Here is an 18,814-nt window from a genome sequence, read left to right as displayed (position 1 = left end):
CGGCGAACAGCGCCGCCTCGTCGCCGCCGGTGCCGGCGCGGATCTCGAGCATCGCGGCACGCTGGTCGGCGGCATCGCGCGGCAGCAGGGCGAGTGCCAGCGCGCGCTCGGCCCCGGGCAATTGGTCGCGGATCGCGTCGCTCTCCTCGCGCGCCATCGCCTTCAGTTCGCCATCTGCATCCTCGCCCTCGGCCATCTGCGCGAGCGTCGCGAGTTCGGCGCGCAACCGCCGCACCTCGCCCGCGGCCTTCGCGACGGGTTCCAGCTCGGCATATTCCTTCGACACCTGGACGAACCGCTCGCCCGGCAGGTCACCGGTCGCCATCAAGGCCGCGAGTTCGTCCCGGCGCGCCTCGATCTGCGCGATCCGCTGGGGGGAGATGGTGGTCATTCAAGACCGCCCGTCGCTGAGCTTATGATCTTCCGGAGCTCATCGGGATGAAACTTTCCCTTTAGACCTCGCTCCCTGACCCTGACCACACCGGCGTCGCGAGAAAGCGAAATCATGTAGGCAGGATCGGTCCTGAGCGCCTTGTCATAGCGCTTTTTGGGGCTTCCCGTGGTCATGGCTTCCGCAGACAATCCCTCTCGACGGAATGCCGCGGTCAACTTGATTGCCGCCATCTCGAACTCGTCGACCTCCGCGACAACGGCAATATCCACCCCGTCCCTGGCCGGCGCCGCCACCAGCATCGCCAGCCGCTCGACCCCCGCCGCCCAGCCGACGCCCGGTGTTTCGGGTCCGCCAAGGCTCCCGATCAGCCCGTCATAGCGCCCGCCCGCCAGCACCGTCCCCTGCGCGCCCAGCCGGTCGGTGACGAACTCGAACGCGGTGTGGCGGTAATAATCGAGCCCGCGCACCAGCCGCGCGTTGCGCGTCCACTTCACGCCCGTGGCATCGAGACCCCTGGTCACCGCCTCGAAGAATGCGCCCGCCTCGCGCGACAGGTGCGCGTCGATCCCCGGCGCGGCGCCGGCGATTGGCCGGTCGCGCGGGTCCTTGCTGTCGAGGATGCGCATCGGATTCTTGTCGAGCCGCGCCAGGCTGTCCGACGACAGGTCGCCGCGATGCCGTTCGAAATGCGCGGTCAAGGCCGAGCGCCAGCCATGGCGCGTCTCGGCGTCGCCCAGCGTGTTGAGCTGCAGCGTCACGCCGTCGGCAATGCCCAGATCGAGGAGCAACTGGTCGGCCATCGCCAGCAACTCGACATCGGCGGCGGGCTCGGCCGCGCCGATCACCTCGGCGTCGATCTGGTGGAACTGGCGGAAGCGCCCCTTTTGCGGGCGTTCATAGCGGAATACGGGACCGCTGGTGGTCAGCTTGATCGGGGCATATTGCTGCCATCCCTCGGTCAGGTACGCGCGCGCAATGCCGGCGGTGAATTCGGGGCGCAGCGTCAGCGAATCGCCGCCGCGATCCTCGAACGTGTACATCTCCTTGGCGACGACGTCGGTCGTCTCGCCGATCGACCGTGCGAACACCTGCGTGTCCTCGAACACCGGCACGTCGACCCGGCTGAAGCAATACAGGCGCCGAACACGTTCGAACGCCGCCAGCACGTGCGCGTGGCGGCGCTGGTCCTCGCCGAAAATGTCCTGCGTGCCGCGAACGCGCCGGGGGGTTTCGATACGGGCCATGAAGCGCGGGTATCTAGGCGAGGCCGCGACGGGGCGCTAGTACCGGACGATGGCCAAATTCAACCTCGGCAAGACCATCGCGCCACCGCGTTTCATCGCCTTTGCGATCGTCTTTGTCGCCGGGCTGGCGATCGCCATCCCGCGGCTCGGCTGGAGCAGGGGAACGATGGCGGGGTTCGACGTCGCCGCCTTGGTCTTCCTGGCGGCGATCGCCACGCTGTTGCGGGACAATGGCGCAGACGACATGCGACAGGCGGCGCGCACCAACGACGCCAACCGCGCCGGCCTCTTGATCATCACCGGGGTAACGATGAGCGTGATCCTGGTCGCCGTCGCCAAGGAATTGCAGGGGAAGAACGACCCGCTGGCGATCGCGCTGGCGGTCGGCACACTGGTGATTGCGTGGCTGTTCTCCAACACGATCTACGCGCTGCATTACGCCCATCTCTACTATCTGGCGCCCGAGGGACATCCCGACGACGATGCCCGCGGGATCGACTTTCCGTCCTGCGACGAGCCGGATTACTGGGATTTCCTTTATTTCAGCTTCACCCTGGGCATGACGTTCCAGACCAGCGACGTCGACATCACCGCGCGCCGGGTGCGGCGGATCGTCACCGGCCAATGCCTGGCGGCGTTCGTCTTCAACCTGGGCGTATTGGCGTTCACCATCAACGTATTGGGCAGCAGTTCGGGTTGACGGAGACGGGCCGGCGGGCGTTTAGCGGATACGGCTGGACTAGCGGCGTCCGAGGCGCTTACGAGGGTGACATTGTCACCTGAGAGGGGTCGCACCTGCCATGATCCGCCGCGCCGCCATCGCCGTCCTGCTCGTCGCCGCCGCCACCGGGACGGTGGCGCTTGCCGAAAATTCGAAGCCCCAGCCGGTGCCGGTGGTCGACACCATCCCGGCGGCGGTCGACCGGCCCTATCCCGGCACGATGACCGTCGACATCGACGCCACCGACACCGCGCGGGGCATCTTCTCGATCAAGGAGACGGTGCCGGTCGCCAAGGCAGGGGACACGGTCTTCCTGTACCCCCAATGGATCCCCGGCGGGCACACGCCGCGCGGCGAGCTCGACAAGGTCATCGCGCTGCACTTCACGGTCGCGGGCAAGGAAGTGCCGTGGACCCGCGATCCGGTCGACGTCTATGCCTTTCATATCAACGTGCCGAAGGGCGCAAGGACCGTCGACATCGCGTTCAAGTTCGCCTCGGCGACCAAGGGCGACCAGGGCCGCATCGTCATGACGCGCAACCTGATCAGCCTCCAGACGATCTCGAACACGATATACCCGGCCGGCTATTTCGCGCGCCAGATCCCGGTGCGCATGACGGTCAGATATCCGGAAGGCTTCACCGCCGCCTCGGCGCTGAACGCCCGGGTCGCCGGCTCGACCTATACCTATGAGCCGACCAATTACGAGGTGCTGGTCGATTCGCCGATTCTGGCGGGACGCTATTACCGCAAGATCGCGCTGTCCGACCGGGTTAATCTAAACGTCTTCGCCGACAACCCGGCCGAACTCGCCGCAACCCCGGAACAGATCGACGCGCACAGGCGGCTGGTCGACCAGGCGGTCAAGCTGTTCGGCGCGCAGCATTACGACCATTACGAATTCCTGTTCTCGATCTCGAACGAGCTTGGCGGGTCGGGCCTCGAACATCATCGCAGTTCGGAGGACGGCACGCGGCTGGGCTATTTCCTCGATTGGGGATCCAGCACCAACGCGCGCAATCTGCTGCCGCACGAATTCGTCCATAGCTGGAACGGCAAGTTCCGCCGCGGCGCCGACCTGTGGACTCCCGATTACCGCACGCCGATGCGCGACAGCCTGTTGTGGGTGTATGAGGGGCAGACGCAATTCTGGGGCTATGTGCTTCAGGCGCGGTCCGGCCTGGTGTCCAAACAGGACACGCTGGATCAATATGCGGCGATCATGGCCAACCTCGATTACACCAACGGCCGCGAATGGCGCGCGCTGCTCGACACCACCAACGATCCGATCATCTCGAGCCGACGGCCCAAGGGCTGGGGTACGTACCAGCGAGGCGAGGATTATTACAATGAGGGCCTGCTGGTCTGGATGGATGTCGATTCGATCCTGCGCGAACAGTCGAAGGGAACGAAGTCGATCGACGATTTCGCCCGCGCCTTCTTCGGCATCGACGACGGCGACTGGGGACAGGTAACCTATACGTTCGACGATGTCGTCGCGACGCTCGACCGGATCCAGCCCTATGACTGGCGCGGCTATCTGACCCGGCGGCTGACCGAGACCGGCAAGCCCGCCCCCCTCGAAGGCTTTGCCCGCAACGGCTACAAGCTGGTCTATACCGATCAACAGGGCCCGACGCAGCGACAGAACGAACGGACGCGCAGGATCGCCGATTTCAGCTATTCGCTGGGCATCTCGGTCGGCGCGGGCGGCGAGATCACCGCCGAGCGCTGGGCGCTCCCGGCCTATGCCGCGGGGCTGAAGCTGGGCGACACGCTGATCGCGGTCGACGGCCTGGCCTATTCCGACGACCGGCTGAAAGCCTCGATCAGCGCCGCCAGGACCGCCAAGGCGCCCATCGTGCTGACGGTCAAGGCGGGCGAGGCGATCCGCACGGTTTCGATCGACTATCACGGCGGACTTCGCTATCCGCGGCTCGAGAAGACCGGCACCGGTGAAGGCGGGCTTGACCTGCTGCTCAAGCCCAGGTGATCGGTCCGGCCCAGGAGAGCGTCCGCGCCCTTCCACCGATCATCCAGGGAATCCACAGTCATGCGTATCGACCTCATCCCGGTCGGCGACGATCCGCCGAACAGCCTGAACGTGATCATCGAGGTTCCGGTCGGCGGTGAGCCGGTCAAGTACGAGTTCGACAAGCTGTCCGGCGCGCTGTTCGTCGACCGCATCCTGCACACGCCGATGCGCTATCCGGCCAATTACGGCTTCGTGCCGCATACGCTGTCGCCCGATGGCGACCCGCTTGACGCGCTGGTCATCGCGCGCTCGCCGTTCGTGCCGGGGTCGGTCGTCCGCGCGCGCCCGATCGCGGTGCTGAACCTGGAGGACGAGGCGGGCGGCGACGAGAAGCTGGTCTGCGTCCCCGACAACAAGACCTTTCCTTATTATTCCGACGTCCACCAGAAGGACGATCTGCCCGGCATCGTCATGGAGCAGATCGAGCATTTCTTCACCCATTACAAGGATTTGGAAAAGACCAAATGGGTGCGTATCGGCACCTGGGGCGGCGCCGAAGATGCCCGCCGCATCACGCTGGAGGCGATCGACCGGGCAAGCAACGCAAAGGACGACAAGGTCGCCGCCGCCGGATGATGGAGCGGCAGGTCGAAGGCGGCAACGGGCCGCCCTTGACCGGGTGCGGGCGCTTGCAATGTTGGATGTCCTGTGACAGCGTTGCTGTCCGGTCTGTCCGGTCTGTCCGGTCGTCGTTACGATCCTTCGAGCATTGCCGTTTCGGGTGCCGCGATGGGTGTGGCTTTTCGTGAACTTCGGGCCATGATCGTTGGGCCGCGTCGTCCACGAGCATCAGCGCGCGCCTGTCAGCTTCAGCCCGGCGATGCAGGCGATGGTGCCCAGGATCAGCAGCAGGCGCGGCAGGCTGGCGGGTTCCTGGAACCAGGCAATGCCGACGATCACCGTGCCCAGCGCGCCGATCCCGCCCCACACCGCATAGGCCGTGCCCATCGGGATCGTCCGTGCGGCCAGTTCCAGCAGGGTCATCGACAAGGCCACGGATGCAAGGAAACCCAGCGTCCAGGGAACGTTGCGAAAGCCGTCGACGTGACGCAGGCAGGTGGTAAAGGCGATTTCGAACAACCCGCCGAGCACCAGCAACGTCCACGCCATCAGCCGCGTCCCGCCAATGCGGTCAGCGCGTCGCCGCTGACCCGCTGGATCGTCCATTCGACCATCGCCTCGGCGCCGGCGGCGCGATAGACCGCCTTTGCCGCTTCGTTCCAGTCGAGTACCGACCATTCGAACCGCGCGCATTCGCGGTCGAGTGCGATGCCCGCCAGATGCCGCAGCAGGGCCCGGCCGATCCCGCTGCCACGTGCCTCGGGCGTCACATAAAGGTCCTCCAGCCACATCCCGCGCCGGCCCGTCCAGGTCGAAAAGGTGTGGAACCAGGCCGCCAGCCCGACCGCGTCGCCGCCCTGTTCGGCGATCACCGCCTCGGCGGCCGGCGCGGGGCCGAACAACGCCATGTCGATCATCGCCTCGGTCGCCACCACCGCGTCGGGTTCGCGTTCGAAGGCCGCAAGCGCCCGGATGAAGCGCAGCACGGTCGCCGCGTCGCCGGGGGCCGCGGGTCGGATCGTCAGGGTCACAGCGCCGCCTCCACTTCCATCCCGCTCCGCCGCCGCACGGCAATCAGGCAACCGGCAATGATCATCATCGCGCCCGCCAGCGTATAGGGCGCAACGCTCTCATGGAACATCACCCAGCCCCACAGGCTGGCCCAGATGAAAGCGGTATATTCGGTCGGCGCCAGATAGCTCGCCTCTCCCCGTGCATACGCCCAGGCCAGGATCAGCAGCGACAGCGTCCCCAGCACCGCCGCCAGCACGATCGGCCCGGCATGCCGGGCATCGGGAACATGCGCCAGCAACGGCGCCGCGACCAGCAGCAGCAGGCCGACGATCACGCTCTGAAAGAACGCCACCTCGCTCGGCCCCGCGACCAGCGCCTGCTGGCGCATCAGCACGATATTATAGGCATAGCACACTGCCGAACACAGTATCGCGACGATCCCGGCGAAACGGTCGGGCGACGGGCTCGTCGCCGCCTGGCCCGCCATGATGACGATCACCCCGGCAAACGCCGCCAGGGACGCAATTATCGCGCGGCGGCTGATGGTTTCCTTCAGCAATGCCACCGACAGGAACAGGACCAGCAGCGGCGCGATGAACGACAGCGCGATCGCCTGCGCCATCGGCACCCGCGCCAGGCCCCAGAAGAAGGTGATCGCCATCACCGTGCCGACCGTCCCGCGGATCAGGTGGACGCGCATCGTCGACCGGCTCGGCCACCCCCGCCGGCGCGGCAGGTAGATTGCGCCGGTCAGGCCGATACCGGCCACGGTCCGCCACAACATCGTGTCATAGACGCCGATCGCGAGCACCAGCCCCTTCACCACCGCATCCATCGACGAGAAGATTGCAATACCCAGGGCCGCGGCGGCGAACACGAAGGCGGGGCTGCGCGGCATCGCGGCGAGCGTTAGCCGCCCCCGCCCGCCGCGTCACCCGATCAGCGCAGCTTCATCGAATCACTGGTGATCGACACGGTGTCGAGCTTGCGCAGATAGGATTGGCCGAGCAGCGATATGGTCAGCCCTTCGAGGACGACGGCATGCACCTCGCTGGCGCGCTTGCCATCGAGCACCAGGTCCCTCAGCGTCACCTCGACGCCGCGCACGGCTCCCGATGCCCCGCTGCCGACTACGTCGAATTCGGCCGGATCGACCTTCAGCCCGATGCGGCGTGCATCTGCCAGCGTCAGCGCGACCGTGGTGGCACCGGTATCGACGACGAACTTGATCGGTTCGCCGTTGACGTCGGCGACGGTGTAGAAATGCCCGTTGTCGCTCCGCTCGATCACCGTCTCGCGCGGCGCGTCGACCTCGCCGGCGGCAAGCGGCGGGGGTGCGGCGGCGATTGCCTGCTTCTTGCCCGACGGCATCGCCAGCCCGATCGCGATGCCGGCCACCGATACCGCAAGGAATGCGTATTTCATGAGGGGCGGCAATAACCGGCAGCGTTTGAAACCCGGTCAACGTTCAGGGTTAAACCTGCGTGAACGCGACGATTATGCGGCCAGCGCATTCTCCCCCGCCTCGATCTCCGCCGCCTTGGCTTCGACCAGCCTGACGATATGCTCGATCAGGTCCGCATCCTGGACATGATGGTCGGTGACCCCCGACAAATAGACCATGTGCTTGCCCGCCCCGCCGCCGGTGATGCCGATATCGGTCTCGCGCGCTTCGCCGGGGCCGTTGACGACGCAGCCGAGCACGCTGAGCGACATCGGCGTGCGGATATGCTGGAGCCGTTCCTCGAGCGCCTGTACCGTGCGGATCACGTCGAAGCCCTGGCGCGCGCAGGACGGGCACGACACCACGCGGACGCCGCGATTGCGGATGCCCAGGCCCTTGAGTATCTCGAAGCCGACCCGCACTTCGTCCTCGGGCTCGGCCGACAGCGAGACGCGGATCGTGTCGCCGATGCCATACCACAGCAGCGAGCCGATGCCGATCGACGACTTGACGGTGCCCCCCACGAACCCGCCCGCCTCGGTAATGCCCAGATGGAGCGGGCAATCGACCTGCTCGGCCAGCTGCTGATAGGCGGCAACCGCCAGGAACAGGTCGGATGCCTTCACTGCGACCTTGTATTGGTGGAAGTCGTGATCCTGGAGGATGCGGATATGGTCCATCGCGCTTTCGACCAGCGCGTCCGGGCATGGCTCGCCATATTTCTCCAGCAGGTGCCGCTCCAGGCTGCCGGCGTTGACGCCGATCCGGATCGCGCAGCCATTCGCCTTGGCGGCGTCGATCACTTCCTTCACCCGCGCAGCCGATCCGATATTGCCCGGATTGATGCGCAGGCAAGCCGCCCCCGCATCCGCCGCCTCGAGCGCGCGCTTGTAGTGGAAGTGGATGTCGGCGACGATCGGCACCCGGCTCGCGCGGACGATCTGCCTGAGCGCGGCGGTGCTCTCGACGTCGGGGCACGAGACGCGGATGATGTCGACCCCGGCCTCCTCGCAGCGGCGGATCTGGTCGATCGTGGCGCGCGCGTCGCTGGTCGGGGTGTTGGTCATTGTCTGGACGGTGACCGGCGCGTCGCCGCCGACGGGGACGCTGCCGACCATGATCTGGCGGCTTTTGCGGCGCACGATATCGCGCCAGGGACGGACGGACATGCTGTTCTCCGGACGGGGCTGGGGCAGCCTATAGTCGGTTCGCGCAACCGTGGCGAGCGGCGGCGGTTATGCTAGGGCGCCACGGTGACCACATTCTCTCCAGGCTGGCGGCTGGTCGTTCATGGCGGTGCCGGATCGGTGACCCGCGCCCGCACCGACGCGGCGGTCGACGGCGCCATCCGCTCCGCCCTTGCCGCCGCGCTCGATGCCGGCGGCGCGATTCTGGCGGCCGACGGCAGCGCCATCGACGCGGTAGAGGCCGCGGTGCGCGTGCTGGAGGACGATGCGCAGTTCAATGCCGGACGCGGTGCAGCGCTTACCCTCGACGGGACGATCGAGCTGGATGCCGCGATCATGGACGGCGCGACGCTGGCGGCGGGATCGGTCGCCGGGCTGACCGCGACCCGCAATCCGATCGGCGCCGCCCGCGCGGTCATGGAGCACAGCCCCCATGTCCTGCTCGCCGGCCCGGGCGCCGACAGCTTCAGCCGGGAAGCGGGAATCGAACAGGCCGGCCCCGACTGGTTCGTCACCCCCGACCGCCGCCTTCAACTGGCCGAGCTGAAGGCGCGATCGGTCGACGCGTTCGATATCGACATGAAATACGGCACGGTCGGCGCGGTGGCGATCGATGGCGCTGGACATGTCGCGGCGGCGACCTCGACCGGCGGGGTGACCGGCAAGCGGCCGGGCAGGATAGGCGATTCGCCGCTGATCGGCGCGGGGACCTATGCCGATGATCGCGGCGCCGCGATCTCGTGCACCGGCGCGGGCGAGTTCTTCATCCGCGCCGCCGCCGCCGCGCAGGTCAACGCGCGGATACGCCTGCTCGGCGAGGAGCCCGGGGCGGCGGCGGCAGCCGTGATGGCGGAGATCAGCGCGCTGGGCGGAACCGGCGGGGCGATCGTGATCGGTAGCGACGGCCGGGTCGCCTGGCGCTTCACGACGCCAAGCCTCTATCGCGGACGCACGGGCGCGGACAGTGAACGGGTCGTCGCGCTGTATGACGACGAACCCTGATCATGGTGGGTGCGGCGAAAGTGACGTCGGGGCGCTATTCGTCGCTGCCCCAGCGCCACTTCCAGCCGCCGCGGGTGTGCTGGGCGGCAATGATAATGAAAGCCAGCGTCAGCACCAGGGCGACCGCGGCAAACATGGCGGAGTGACGGGGCGTCAGCGTTATTGCCGCGATGCCCATTGCGGCCATGAAGCCCAGCAAGACCGCCCAGCCCTGCCGCGCGATCGGCAGGCCGGCACCCAAGCCGAAGCGCTTGGGCGCGAACCAGTCATTTTCGTCGCTCATTCCCCCATTTCCTCTTCCTTGGCCGGACGGCCGCGTTTCGCGCGTATCGGGTCGGCCAGTTTCACTCCGCGCCGCGCCAGCGCCTCGCGCAGCAGACATTCGACCTGCGCGTTGACGCTCCGAAGGTCGGCCGCCGCCGCCCGCTCGATCGCGGCGTACAGACCGGGATCGAGGCGCAGCGGGAACGCTTTTTTGGAAGGAGCGGCCACGCCACGAACCCTATTGGTACAGCGAGCCCGTATTGACGACCGGCTGGGTATCGCGCTCGCCGCACAGCACGACCATCAGGTTCGAGACCATTGCCGCGCGACGCTCGTCGTCCAGTTCGACCACGCCCTTCTTGCTCAGCTGGTCGAGGGCCATCTCGACCATCCCGACCGCGCCCTCGACCAGCGTCTGGCGCGCGGCGACCACCGCCTGCGCCTGTTGCCGCCGCAGCATGGCGCCGGCGATCTCGGGCGAATAGGCCAGATGCGTCAGGCCGCATTCGTCGACGGTGATCCCGGCGACGACCAGCCGCGCGATCAGCTCGGCGCGCAGCTCGCTGCCGATCTGCTCGTGATTGCCGCGCAGCGTGACTTCCTGATGCTCGAAATCGTCGTAAGGGTAGCGCGATCCGATCGTGCGCACCGCGGCTTCAATCTGAACGAGGACGAACGCACGGTAATCGTCGACGTCGAACAGTGCCTGCGCGGTGTCGGTCACGCGCCACACCACCTGTGCCGCGATCTCGATCGGGTTGCCGCGCAGGTCGTTGACCTTGATCTTTTCGGAAATGATGTTGTTGGCGCGCACCGACAGCTTGCGCTTGCCATACCACGGTACGACCCAGCGCAGCCCGGTGGCGCGGTCGGTGCCCTTGTAGCTGCCGAACAGGGTGATCGCCGTCGCCTGGTTGGGCTGGAGCATGTAGAAGCCGACCAGCACGAACGCGAAGACCAGCACGCCGGCCACCACCAGCAACGCGCCCAGTCCGGGGTTGGCGTCGAGCAACGTCCCGCCCCAGACCGCCGCGACGATCGCCGCCACGAGCACCAGCAGCATCAGATACCCGCTCGACGTGGCGGCCGGCCGCTCCTTCGACAAGGTGAGCGCACTCCCCGTGACAACAGCTTCCGACATCGGACCCTCCCATTAATATGATATCATATTTATATTGACATAGGAGAGGTCGCAAGCGAAATCGTGGGTGTGCGCAACGCTCCCGCCACCCCGGTGCAGGGGTGACGAGATAGTCCCGACATGCTATTGGATGACGATGGTCACCGCGCGGCGGTTCTGCGCCCAGCTTGCCTCGTCCGAACCGAGCGCGATCGGGCGTTCCTTGCCGTAGCTGATCGTCGAGATCCGCGCCGCCTCGACGCCGCGCGCGGCGAGATAGTTCTTGGCGGCATTGGCGCGGCGATCGCCAAGCGCGAGATTGTACTCGCGCGTACCGCGCTCATCGGCATGGCCCTCGATGGTGATGCGGCGGTCGGGCCATTTCATCAGCCACTGCGCCTGGCTGTCGAGGATCGCGCGCGCTTCGGCATCGATGTCATATTGGTCGAGCGCGAAGTGGATCGTGTCGCTGGTGATCGATCGCCGGAAGTCCTCGGGCGTGCCCGGCACGACATTGCCCTGGCCATTGTCGGACGGTGGGGAGATATCGCCGGCGGCGGGCGGCAGGGTTTCGGGCCGCTTCTTGGCGCAGCCGGCGGCGGCCACCAGCGCGGCGAACAGGATCAGCTTGGTCGTCATACGTGCCATGGTCGGTTCTCCTCGACGTCGTTGCTAACGATAACAATGGGTCCGCGCGTCGGCGCAAGGCGCGCGGATCAGGGACGCAGCGGTCCCCAACTGGGGTCGGAGCCGTCTAGCGGGGTCGGCAGGCGGCGCTCATTGACCCCGGTCAGGTCGACCGACCACAGGTCGGCGGTGCCGCCGCCGCCCTGGCCGGAGCGAAAGAACATCAGGACGCGGCCGTTGGGCGACCAGGTCGGCGCTTCGTCCTGCCAGCCGTTGGTCAACAATCGTTCCGGTCCGCCGCCGGGGCTCATCACGCCGATGCGAAAGCCCCCGCCGATTTTGGTGAAGGCGATCAGGTCGCCGCGCGGGCTCCAGGAGGGGGTGGCGTAACGGCCGCTGCCGAAGGTGATCCGGTTCTGCCCTGACCCGTCGGCATTCATCACATAGAGCTGCTGCGTGCCCGATCGATCGCTCTCGAAGACGATCCTGCCGCCATCGGGCGAATAGCTGCCGCCGGTGTCGATGCCGGGCGTGCTGGTCAGTCGCTGTGGCGTACCGCCGCTGGCGGCGACACGATAGAGGTCGGTATTGCCGCCCTGCGCCATCGAGAACAGGATCCAGCGGCCGTCGGGCGAAAAGCGCGGCGCGAACGCCAGGCTGACGTCGGTCACCAGCCGCCGCTGCCGCCCGCTGGCAATATCGTAGACATAGATGGTCGGCTTGTCGTTGAGGTAGCTCAGATACGCGATCTGGCGCTGATCGGGCGAGATATGCGGGGTCAGCACGATCGTCTGGCCGTTGGTCAGGAAGCGGCCGTTAAAGCCGTCCTGGTCCATGATCGCCAGCCGCTTGATACGCTTGCCCTTGGGCCCCGTTTCGGCGACATAGACTACCCCGCTGTCGAAATAGGGACCTTCGCCGGTCAGCCGGGCATAGACCATGTCGGCGCATTTATGCGCCGCCCGCCGCCAGTCGCCCGGCGCGACGACGAAGCCCTGGCGCGCCATCTCGGTCTGCGCGGCGACGTCGTACAGATAGCAGCCGACGGTCAGCGAACCATTGCCATTGGCCCGAACATAGCCCTGGACCAGCGCGGTGGCGCCCGCCGCGCTCCACGATCCATAGGTCGGCGCGGTCACCTGACCGATCGCCACCGGCGGCAACGCACCGGGAGCCAGCGGCTTGAACAGCCCCGAATTGCCGAGGTCGCTGGTGATCACCGCCGCCAATTGACGGCCCAGCGCGTCGGTCGGGCCGGCGGCGGTGGCGACCGCCTGGTCGGTCGGCAAAGCGGGGATGGCGATGCCCAGCGGCGCCGACTGGCCGCCGACCACGTCGACCACCAGGTCGCCGCCATTCGGGCGCGGCGTCGCGCCGGCGGCCGGCGGCGTCTGCGGCGGCGGCGCGCTCTGGGCGAACGCCGCCGGCGCGATCGCACCCGCCAGCGCGAGCAGCAAAAGGGCAAAGCGTGGGGTCATATCATCCTCAACCAGGCAGTTTGTAGCGCAACTTGAACAGGCTCCAGCCGCCCGGGACGTCGTACAGCTCCAGCGGCAACCCGCGCAGCGGCGAACAGCCCACGAACGTCGCAATCGCCCGGTCGTCGACCTGGCGCATGTAACGGCGATTATCCTCATCGACGCCCTCATGGCCGACGATCTGCGGCGCCCCGGCCAGGCTGCCGTCGCGGTTGATCCGCAGCAGCATGGTGACGAGGATCCGCTCGGCGCCGGGGCCGGGAATGATCTGGCGGTTGGCGCAGGGCTGGACCTGCTGCGCGATCTTCGACCGGATATCGGCGACTGCCGCGGCCGACATCGCCGCCGCCTTGGGCGCGGCCGTCGTCGACTTGGAGGGCGACAGCGCCAGTCCTTTGCGGAAATCGTCGCCGAGCAGCGAGCCGCGCTGCTTCTTTTGCCGCGACGAGGAGTCGCGCCCGGCGGTCTGCGCCGGAGCGACATCGGGTCGCGCCAGGGACGTGCGCGGCGCCGCCCTGGCCGGCCTGGCCTTTGCAGGCGTCGGCGGGGCGATCGTCTTTGGCCGTGGCTTGGGCGGGGCGACCGCGACCGGCTCGGGCGGCGGTGCCGCCTTCGGCTGGGGCTCGGGCGGCGCGGGTTCGGGCGCTGCGTCACGCGGGGCGGCGGGGGCGGCATCCTCGGGCGGGCCGGCTTCCGGCGCGCGCGATTCGGCGGGTGGGGTCACCGCCTCTGGCGCCTTGGCGACCAGCCCGACATCCTCGGCAATGACGACATCGATCGGCGCCGGCGGTGGCGGGGGGGCTTCCTGGTCCCTCAGCCCGATCGACAGCAGCACGAACAAGGCGACATGCAGCGTCACCGACAGCAGCACCGCGATCCATACCCCATCCCGCTTGCGCCGCGGCGGTCGCAGGATCGAGGTCAGCGTGGCGGCGCTCACCGTTTCTCCCCGGGGGTCGACAGCAAGGCCAGGCGGTTCAGCCCGGCGCGGTTGAGTTCGCCCATCACCCGCATGACCTTGCCATAACCCAATCCCTTGTCGGCGCGCAGCAGCACCTGGGGCGGCTTGCCGTCCGGGGTCCTGGTCGCGGCGATCCGCGCCAGCGCCCCGGCCAGCTGATCGTCGGCGACGGGCTTGTCGTCGACGAAGGCCGCACCGCTCTCGTCGATCGCGATCGTTACCGGCTTCTGGTCCTGGTCGAGCGCCTTGGCCCGGCTGTCGGGCAGGTTGACGGGCACACCCGCGGTCAGCAGCGGAGCGGTGACCATGAAGATGATCAGCAGCACCAGCATGACGTCGACCAGGGGGGTGACGTTGATCTCCGCCATCGGCGCCCGCCGGCCGCGCCCGCGCTGCGAAGGAAGCTGCATCGCCACCGCGTCAGCGCGCCCCGTTATTTTCAAGCTGACGACTGAGCGTCGCGTGGAAACCGTCGGCGAAACGGTTCAGCCGGGCCTCGATCCGGTTCACGCCGTGGCTGAAGCGGTTGTACGCGATCACCGCCGGGATCGCCGCAAACAGTCCGATCGCGGTGGCGAACAGCGCCTCGGCAATGCCCGGCGCGACCACCGCCAGCGACGTGTTCTGCTGCGCGGCGATGCCGGTGAAGCTGCGCATGATGCCCCAGACGGTGCCGAACAGGCCGACGAACGGCGCGACCGAGCCAACCGTCGCGAGGATGTTGAGCCGGTCGGCCAGGCCGTCGACCTCGGCCGCCGCGGCCGACCCCATCGCCGTCGCCAGCCGCGAGCGCGTACCCTCGCGATCGATCGGGCCGCTCGCGGTCGACCGCCGCCACTCCACGACACCCGCGGCGAATACCCGCGCCACCGGCAAGTCGCTGTCGGCATGCAGCCGGTAGAAAGCGTCGATATCCTCCGCCTTCCAGAAGTCGCGATCGAACGCCGCGATCCGGCGTCGGGTCGATCCCAGTTTCAGCGCGAAGCCGATGATCACCACCCACGTCCAGATGCTGGCCAGCAACAGGCCGACCATCACGCCCTTCACCACCACATCGGCCTGGAGGAACAGGGCGATCGGCGACAGGCTGCCGGGATCGGTAGTGAAGCTGAAATCCATTCGTCCGCAGTCCCTTAAGCCCATATCATCGGCTCGAACGCCGCCCGCCATGCCGGCGGTAGGCGCCTGGGCCGCCCGTCGGCCGCGACCAGCGCCACGGTCACGGTCGCCTCCGCCAATAGATCGTCCGCGCGGATTACCCGCTGATGAATGACCAAGGATGCGGCGCGAAGCCGGTGCAGCCTTGAGGCCACGACCAGCGCGTCGTCCAGTCTTGCCGGGCGATGATAGCGGATATCGAGGCGGGTAATCGCATAGGCGCCCGCCCCCGCCGCGATCGCGGCGCGCTGGTCGATGCCGGCCAGCCGCAGCATGTCCGACCGCCCGCGCTCCATGAACCGCAGGTAATTGGCATGATAGACCATTCCCGACAGGTCGGTATCCTCGAAATAGACGCGCACCGCGAAACGGTGCTCACGCCCATCGAACCGGCCGTCGATCGGCTGGTCGGGTCCAGCATCGTTCATCGCACACGCTGTTACCGGACGGGACAGCGAAGCGAAACCCCGCGCGGGCGTCAGTCGACCCGCGCGGGCGTCAGTCGAACAGCCCGTCCTGCCCGCCGGCCGGCGGGGCGAGGCCGAGATGCTTCCAACCGCTTGCGTTCAGACACCGGCCGCGCGCGGTGCGCGCGACCAGGCCGAGTTGGATCAGATAGGGCTCGATCACCTCCTCGATCGTGTCCCGCGGTTCGCTTAGGCCCGCGGCCAGCGTCTCCACCCCAACCGGACCGCCGCGATAGATGTCGGCAATCATCGTCAGGTAGCGGCGGTCCATCGCGTCTAGGCCGAGCGCGTCGACCTCCAGCCGGTGGAGCGCGGCATCGGCGGCGGCCGCGTCGACGACATCATGTCGGGCAGCATGCGCGAAGTCGCGTACCCGCCGCAGCAGCCGCCCGGCGATTCGCGGCGTGCCCCGCGACCGCCGCGCGATCTCGCTCGCGCCATCGGGCGAGACGGCGAGGCCGAGCAGCCCCGCCGCGCGGGTGACGACGCGGGTCAGTTCGTCGACCGTGTAGAAGGTCAGCCGCACCGGGATGCCGAAGCGGTCGCGCAGCGGCGTGGTCAGCAGCCCCTGCCGCGTCGTCGCGCCGACCAGGGTGAAGCGCGGCAGGTCGATCCGGACCGACCTCGCCGACGGCCCCTCGCCGATCATCAGGTCAAGCGCGCGATCCTCCATCGCCGGATACAGCACCTCCTCGACGGCGGGCTGGAGCCGGTGGATCTCGTCGATGAACAATACGTCGCCATCCTCCAAATTGGTGAGGAGCGCGGCGAGATCGCCCGACTTGGCGATCACCGGGCCCGACGTGGCGCGGAACCCCACCCCCATCTCCCGCGCGACGATCTGCGCCAGCGTGGTCTTGCCGAGCCCGGGGGGGCCAAAGAACAGCACATGGTCGAGCGCCTCGCCCCGCGCCCTGGCGGCGGCGATGAACACGCGCAGATTCTCGCGCGCCCCCTTCTGCCCGACGAAATCGTCAAGATTCCTGGGACGCAGCGCGGCGTCGACGTCCTCGGGCGTGCGGGCGGGGGTGAGGAGGGAGTTATCGGTCACGGATAGCCGCCCCGCGCGAAAACAGGATGATGCAGAAGATGATCGCGACCGCAAGCACGGCCGATGCGACGGGGCGGCTGAAATCCAGTCCGCCCGTGGCGACCGGCTTATCGAGGAAATCTCCCACAGCGGCGCCGAGCGGACGCGTAAGAATGAAGGCGGCCCAGAATAGCGGCACGCGATCGGCAAGCGTCCATTTGTAGAGTCCGAGCAAGATACCGAGCACGGCCGTGAAAATCAGCGCCGCGCCGATATAACCAAGCCCGCCAGTATCGGCGGTCCAATCGCCCAACGCAGTTCCCAGGGTCTGCGAAAACGTGATGGTGATCCAATAATAGATTTCGGCCCGCGGTTCATGCACGGTCTCGACCGCGATCGACCCAAGCGCCCGGCGCCAAATCGCCAGCGATGCCATCACACAGCAAAGCAACAGGACAGACCCGCCGAAATAGCCGATACCGAGCGACCGTGTGGCATAATCCGCCATGGTCGTGCCCGCAGTCGTCGATGCGATGATCGTCCCCCAATACAGGAACGGGCGTAGGCGGCGCGCTGCGATCTGCAACGATACGAATAGAATGAGAATCGTCGCAAACACGGCAGTGCTGGCGAGATACCCCCAATTCAAGGTCATGCTCAGCGTATCGCCCGCCGTTTCGCCCAACGTCGTCGCAAGGATCTTGATGATCCAGAATCCCAGCGTGACGGCGGGCACTTTGCTGATCGAGCCGTCGAGTTCTCGCGCCCTCATTTCGCCGCCTTCCTGAGCGCCAGCCGCACCAGCGCATCGAGGCTCGCGCCCGCCCCCAGTTCCTCCTCCGCCGCCGCGACCGCGCCGGCCGCCTCGGCGGGGCGGAAACCGAGGTTGAGGAGCGCGCTCACCGCGTCCGCGCCCGCGCCGGTCGGGACCGGCGACATGCTTGCGCCGCCCAGCGCCACCCCGCCGATCCTGTCCTTCAGCTCGCGGACGATGCGTTCGGCGAGCTTGGGCCCGACACCGATGGCGCGGCCGATCATCGCCTTGTCCTGGGCGGCGATCGCGCGCGCCAGGTCGGCCGGGTCGAGCACCGACAGGATCGCCAGCGCGAGGCGCGCACCGACCCCCTGCACCCTCGTCAGCAACCGGAACCAGTCGCGCTCGTCGGGCCGCGCGAAGCCGACCAGGCGGATCGACTCCTCCGCCACCAGCATCTCGGTGAACAGGGTGGTCGCCTCACCGACCGCGCCGATCGCCGCCAGCGTCTTGGCCGATGCCCCTACCAGGTAGCCGACTCCGCCGACCTCGATCACTGCGTGATCGGCGCCGGTCGCTTCGAGCCGGCCCTTGAGGTGCGCGATCACCCGGCGGGTGCCCCTAGGTATCCGGTTGAAACCGTGTCCGGGGCGCGGCTAGGCGGTGCCGAGTCTCGTCTTTTGGCTAGCTTCCAACGGGCCTCAAAGTTCACCAAAGTTCACGCCCTCGGGGACTTGCACAGGCCGTCTCCCGCCAGGCGACACCCGGCATGGACCCGATCCTGTTGGATGCTTGCCTGCATGTATCGGGACATAACCGGCACGAACGATCGTAGGAAAGCAAATTCAGCCAAGCCGCTGCGCACTCGCCAGATGGTGCGCGTGGCAGATCGCAACGGCAAGCGCGTCGGCGGCATCCGCCCCGGCGATCTTCGCGCCCGGCAACAGCCGCGCGACCATCGCGTGGACCTGCACCTTTTCGGCATTACCCACCCCGACCACCGCCTTCTTGACCAGCCGTGCCGCATATTCGCCCGGGTCGATCCCCGCGCGGGCGACGCCCAGCAGCAGCACGCCACGCGCCTGGCCGAGCTTCAGCGTGGATTGCGGATTGGCGTTGACAAATACTTCCTCAACCGCCGCCGCGACCGGCGCGTGATCGGCGATGATGGCCGAGAGCATCGTGTCGAGATGTGCGAGGCGTTGCGCCAGCGGGGCGGCGCTGTCGGTCTTCAAATGGCCGTTGGCGAGGTGGCTCAGGCGATTGCCCTCGGCGCGGATCAGCCCCCAGCCAGTGGTGCCGAGGCCGGGGTCCAGGCCGAGGATGATCAATAGTTCCTCCCCGGGACGAGGA

24 protein-coding genes are annotated in these 18,814 nt (G+C 67.7%); 4 read left to right on the top strand and 20 right to left on the bottom strand.

Features of this window, described 5'->3' with window-relative positions; genetic code table 11:
- A partial coding sequence (locus ACFE7K_RS11155) for a PCRF domain-containing protein (protein WP_375398265.1) occupies positions 1 to 391 on the bottom strand: 391 nt, incomplete at its 3' end.
- On the bottom strand, positions 388 to 1,638 hold the full coding sequence (gene hisS / locus ACFE7K_RS11150; RefSeq protein ID WP_375398264.1) for a histidine--tRNA ligase: 1,251 nt from the start codon (positions 1,636 to 1,638) through the stop codon (positions 388 to 390). The genes ACFE7K_RS11155 and hisS, both read right to left, overlap by 4 nt.
- A gap of 49 nt (positions 1,639 to 1,687) precedes the next feature.
- Between hisS and ACFE7K_RS11145 the strand changes: the two genes are divergently transcribed.
- From ACFE7K_RS11145 to ppa, 3 genes are all read left to right on the top strand, one after another.
- The gene (locus ACFE7K_RS11145; RefSeq protein ID WP_375398263.1) at positions 1,688 to 2,338 is read left to right on the top strand and encodes a DUF1345 domain-containing protein; all 651 of its coding nucleotides are present in this window, start codon (positions 1,688 to 1,690) and stop codon (positions 2,336 to 2,338) included.
- 100 nt (positions 2,339 to 2,438) lie between these two features.
- Positions 2,439 to 4,352: a M61 family metallopeptidase gene (locus ACFE7K_RS11140; protein WP_375398262.1), complete on the top strand. Its 1,914-nt coding sequence runs from the start codon at positions 2,439 to 2,441 to the stop codon at positions 4,350 to 4,352.
- Between the two features lie 60 nt (positions 4,353 to 4,412).
- A complete protein-coding gene (gene ppa / locus ACFE7K_RS11135) occupies positions 4,413 to 4,970 on the top strand; it encodes an inorganic diphosphatase (protein WP_375398261.1) in 558 nt (185 codons plus the stop codon).
- A gap of 213 nt (positions 4,971 to 5,183) precedes the next feature.
- Here the strand turns inward: ppa and ACFE7K_RS11130 are convergent, their stop codons facing one another.
- From ACFE7K_RS11130 to ispG, 5 genes are all read right to left on the bottom strand, one after another.
- Entirely contained in the window at positions 5,184 to 5,504 is a 321-nt protein-coding gene (locus tag ACFE7K_RS11130; protein WP_375398260.1) for a DMT family transporter, read from the bottom strand.
- Positions 5,504 to 5,986, bottom strand: a complete 483-nt coding sequence (locus ACFE7K_RS11125; RefSeq protein ID WP_375398259.1) for a GNAT family N-acetyltransferase — start codon at positions 5,984 to 5,986, stop codon at positions 5,504 to 5,506. Before ACFE7K_RS11125 ends, ACFE7K_RS11130 begins: the two co-directional genes overlap by 1 nt.
- Positions 5,983 to 6,867 carry a DMT family transporter gene (locus tag ACFE7K_RS11120; RefSeq protein WP_375398258.1) on the bottom strand — a complete coding sequence of 295 codons (885 nt, stop codon included), beginning with the start codon at positions 6,865 to 6,867 and terminating at the stop codon, positions 5,983 to 5,985. The genes ACFE7K_RS11125 and ACFE7K_RS11120 overlap by 4 nt, the downstream gene beginning before the upstream one ends.
- A gap of 41 nt (positions 6,868 to 6,908) precedes the next feature.
- Positions 6,909 to 7,394, bottom strand: a complete 486-nt coding sequence (locus tag ACFE7K_RS11115) for a TIGR02281 family clan AA aspartic protease (RefSeq protein WP_375398257.1) — start codon at positions 7,392 to 7,394, stop codon at positions 6,909 to 6,911.
- 72 nt (positions 7,395 to 7,466) lie between these two features.
- A complete protein-coding gene (gene ispG / locus ACFE7K_RS11110; RefSeq protein WP_375398256.1) occupies positions 7,467 to 8,582 on the bottom strand; it encodes a flavodoxin-dependent (E)-4-hydroxy-3-methylbut-2-enyl-diphosphate synthase in 1,116 nt (371 codons plus the stop codon).
- Between the two features lie 84 nt (positions 8,583 to 8,666).
- Between ispG and ACFE7K_RS11105 the strand changes: the two genes are divergently transcribed.
- A complete protein-coding gene (locus ACFE7K_RS11105) occupies positions 8,667 to 9,602 on the top strand; it encodes an isoaspartyl peptidase/L-asparaginase family protein (protein WP_375398255.1) in 936 nt (311 codons plus the stop codon).
- Between the two features lie 34 nt (positions 9,603 to 9,636).
- Here the strand turns inward: ACFE7K_RS11105 and ACFE7K_RS11100 are convergent, their stop codons facing one another.
- The 13 genes from ACFE7K_RS11100 to ruvC form a co-directional block, all read right to left on the bottom strand.
- A complete protein-coding gene (locus ACFE7K_RS11100; RefSeq protein ID WP_375398254.1) occupies positions 9,637 to 9,885 on the bottom strand; it encodes a hypothetical protein in 249 nt (82 codons plus the stop codon).
- Positions 9,882 to 10,094 (bottom strand): toxin-antitoxin system HicB family antitoxin, encoded by a 213-nt coding sequence (locus ACFE7K_RS11095; RefSeq protein WP_375398253.1) that lies wholly within the window; start codon positions 10,092 to 10,094, stop codon positions 9,882 to 9,884. The genes ACFE7K_RS11100 and ACFE7K_RS11095 overlap by 4 nt, the downstream gene beginning before the upstream one ends.
- A 10-nt stretch (positions 10,095 to 10,104) precedes the next feature.
- Positions 10,105 to 11,007, bottom strand: a complete 903-nt coding sequence (locus tag ACFE7K_RS11090) for an SPFH domain-containing protein (protein WP_375398252.1) — start codon at positions 11,005 to 11,007, stop codon at positions 10,105 to 10,107.
- A 123-nt stretch (positions 11,008 to 11,130) separates the two neighbouring features.
- A complete protein-coding gene (gene pal, locus ACFE7K_RS11085) occupies positions 11,131 to 11,634 on the bottom strand; it encodes a peptidoglycan-associated lipoprotein Pal (protein WP_375398251.1) in 504 nt (167 codons plus the stop codon).
- 68 nt (positions 11,635 to 11,702) lie between these two features.
- Entirely contained in the window at positions 11,703 to 13,091 is a 1,389-nt protein-coding gene (gene tolB / locus ACFE7K_RS11080) for a Tol-Pal system beta propeller repeat protein TolB (protein ID WP_375398250.1), read from the bottom strand.
- Between the two features lie 7 nt (positions 13,092 to 13,098).
- A complete protein-coding gene (locus tag ACFE7K_RS11075) occupies positions 13,099 to 14,031 on the bottom strand; it encodes a cell envelope biogenesis protein TolA (protein ID WP_375398249.1) in 933 nt (310 codons plus the stop codon).
- Positions 14,028 to 14,468, bottom strand: coding sequence for a protein TolR (tolR, locus tag ACFE7K_RS11070; RefSeq protein WP_375398248.1), 441 nt, complete (start codon positions 14,466 to 14,468; stop codon positions 14,028 to 14,030). Before tolR ends, ACFE7K_RS11075 begins: the two co-directional genes overlap by 4 nt.
- A gap of 4 nt (positions 14,469 to 14,472) precedes the next feature.
- Positions 14,473 to 15,171 (bottom strand): protein TolQ, encoded by a 699-nt coding sequence (tolQ, locus tag ACFE7K_RS11065; RefSeq protein ID WP_375398247.1) that lies wholly within the window; start codon positions 15,169 to 15,171, stop codon positions 14,473 to 14,475.
- A gap of 14 nt (positions 15,172 to 15,185) precedes the next feature.
- Complete coding sequence (gene ybgC, locus ACFE7K_RS11060; RefSeq protein ID WP_375398246.1) at positions 15,186 to 15,638, bottom strand: tol-pal system-associated acyl-CoA thioesterase; 453 nt, start codon at positions 15,636 to 15,638, stop codon at positions 15,186 to 15,188.
- Between the two features lie 70 nt (positions 15,639 to 15,708).
- Positions 15,709 to 16,728: a Holliday junction branch migration DNA helicase RuvB gene (gene ruvB, locus ACFE7K_RS11055; RefSeq protein WP_375398245.1), complete on the bottom strand. Its 1,020-nt coding sequence runs from the start codon at positions 16,726 to 16,728 to the stop codon at positions 15,709 to 15,711.
- Entirely contained in the window at positions 16,718 to 17,479 is a 762-nt protein-coding gene (locus tag ACFE7K_RS11050) for a hypothetical protein (RefSeq protein ID WP_375398244.1), read from the bottom strand. Before ACFE7K_RS11050 ends, ruvB begins: the two co-directional genes overlap by 11 nt.
- Positions 17,476 to 18,069, bottom strand: coding sequence for a Holliday junction branch migration protein RuvA (gene ruvA, locus ACFE7K_RS11045; RefSeq protein WP_375398243.1), 594 nt, complete (start codon positions 18,067 to 18,069; stop codon positions 17,476 to 17,478). The genes ACFE7K_RS11050 and ruvA overlap by 4 nt, the downstream gene beginning before the upstream one ends.
- Positions 18,070 to 18,306: 237 nt before the next feature.
- Positions 18,307 to 18,792, bottom strand: a complete 486-nt coding sequence (gene ruvC / locus ACFE7K_RS11040) for a crossover junction endodeoxyribonuclease RuvC (RefSeq protein ID WP_375398242.1) — start codon at positions 18,790 to 18,792, stop codon at positions 18,307 to 18,309.
- Positions 18,793 to 18,814 lie beyond the last annotated feature (22 nt).

The sequence above is a fragment of the uncultured Sphingomonas sp. genome (assembly GCF_964244265.1).
Classification (GTDB): Bacteria; Pseudomonadota; Alphaproteobacteria; order Sphingomonadales; family Sphingomonadaceae; genus Sphingomonas.
This window is presented reverse-complemented; position numbering and strand designations above follow the sequence as displayed.